At 66.4% G+C, this 467-nt stretch carries 1 protein-coding gene; it reads right to left on the reverse strand.

The features are described from left to right. Positions 1–350: 350 nt before the first annotated feature. Positions 351–455: a helix-turn-helix domain-containing protein gene (locus B2U11_RS15785; protein ID WP_414632973.1), complete on the reverse strand. Its 105-nt coding sequence runs from the start codon at positions 453–455 to the stop codon at positions 351–353. Positions 456–467 lie beyond the last annotated feature (12 nt).

Below are 467 nucleotides of genomic sequence, written 5' to 3' on the forward strand. Positions count from 1 at the left end.
ACGGACATCGAACGGAACGGCCATCGCTATGCTTTCAATGGCACGGATCGCTACCTGCTGGGCGTTGCCCAACAAGTCTATTTGGACGAGGCGGCGCGCGTGGAGCAACGGCAGGACGGGGTGCTCGGCCAACTGGGCCTCTGATCCCCCGTCGAAAATATCTCGCCGGTCGTGAGGTCCGGATATCGCGCGACGGGTCCGGCCAGGGCGAAAATGGCGCGGCCTGCCGCCTGCCTCAGAATTGACTGGGGAACGCTGGAAGAGTGTCCGCGCCCCCAAGGGTCGAGCGGATCAGAGAAGGCCGTGGGCGGGCTAGAAGTCGGGCCTAGCGTGGCCGTTGCGATCCTGCCCTATGCCCCTGCCGCCGAGTATCGTTTTACCGTGGCGGGGGAGAGGCCGAACTGCCGGGCGGTCTGTGCGATGCTGGCCGCGTTCTCTCTGCGCCATGCGACCACGGCGGCGGCGTC

Origin of the sequence: Brevundimonas sp. UBA7534 (assembly GCF_002479325.1) — a bacterium.
Lineage (GTDB): Bacteria > Pseudomonadota > Alphaproteobacteria > Caulobacterales > Caulobacteraceae > Brevundimonas.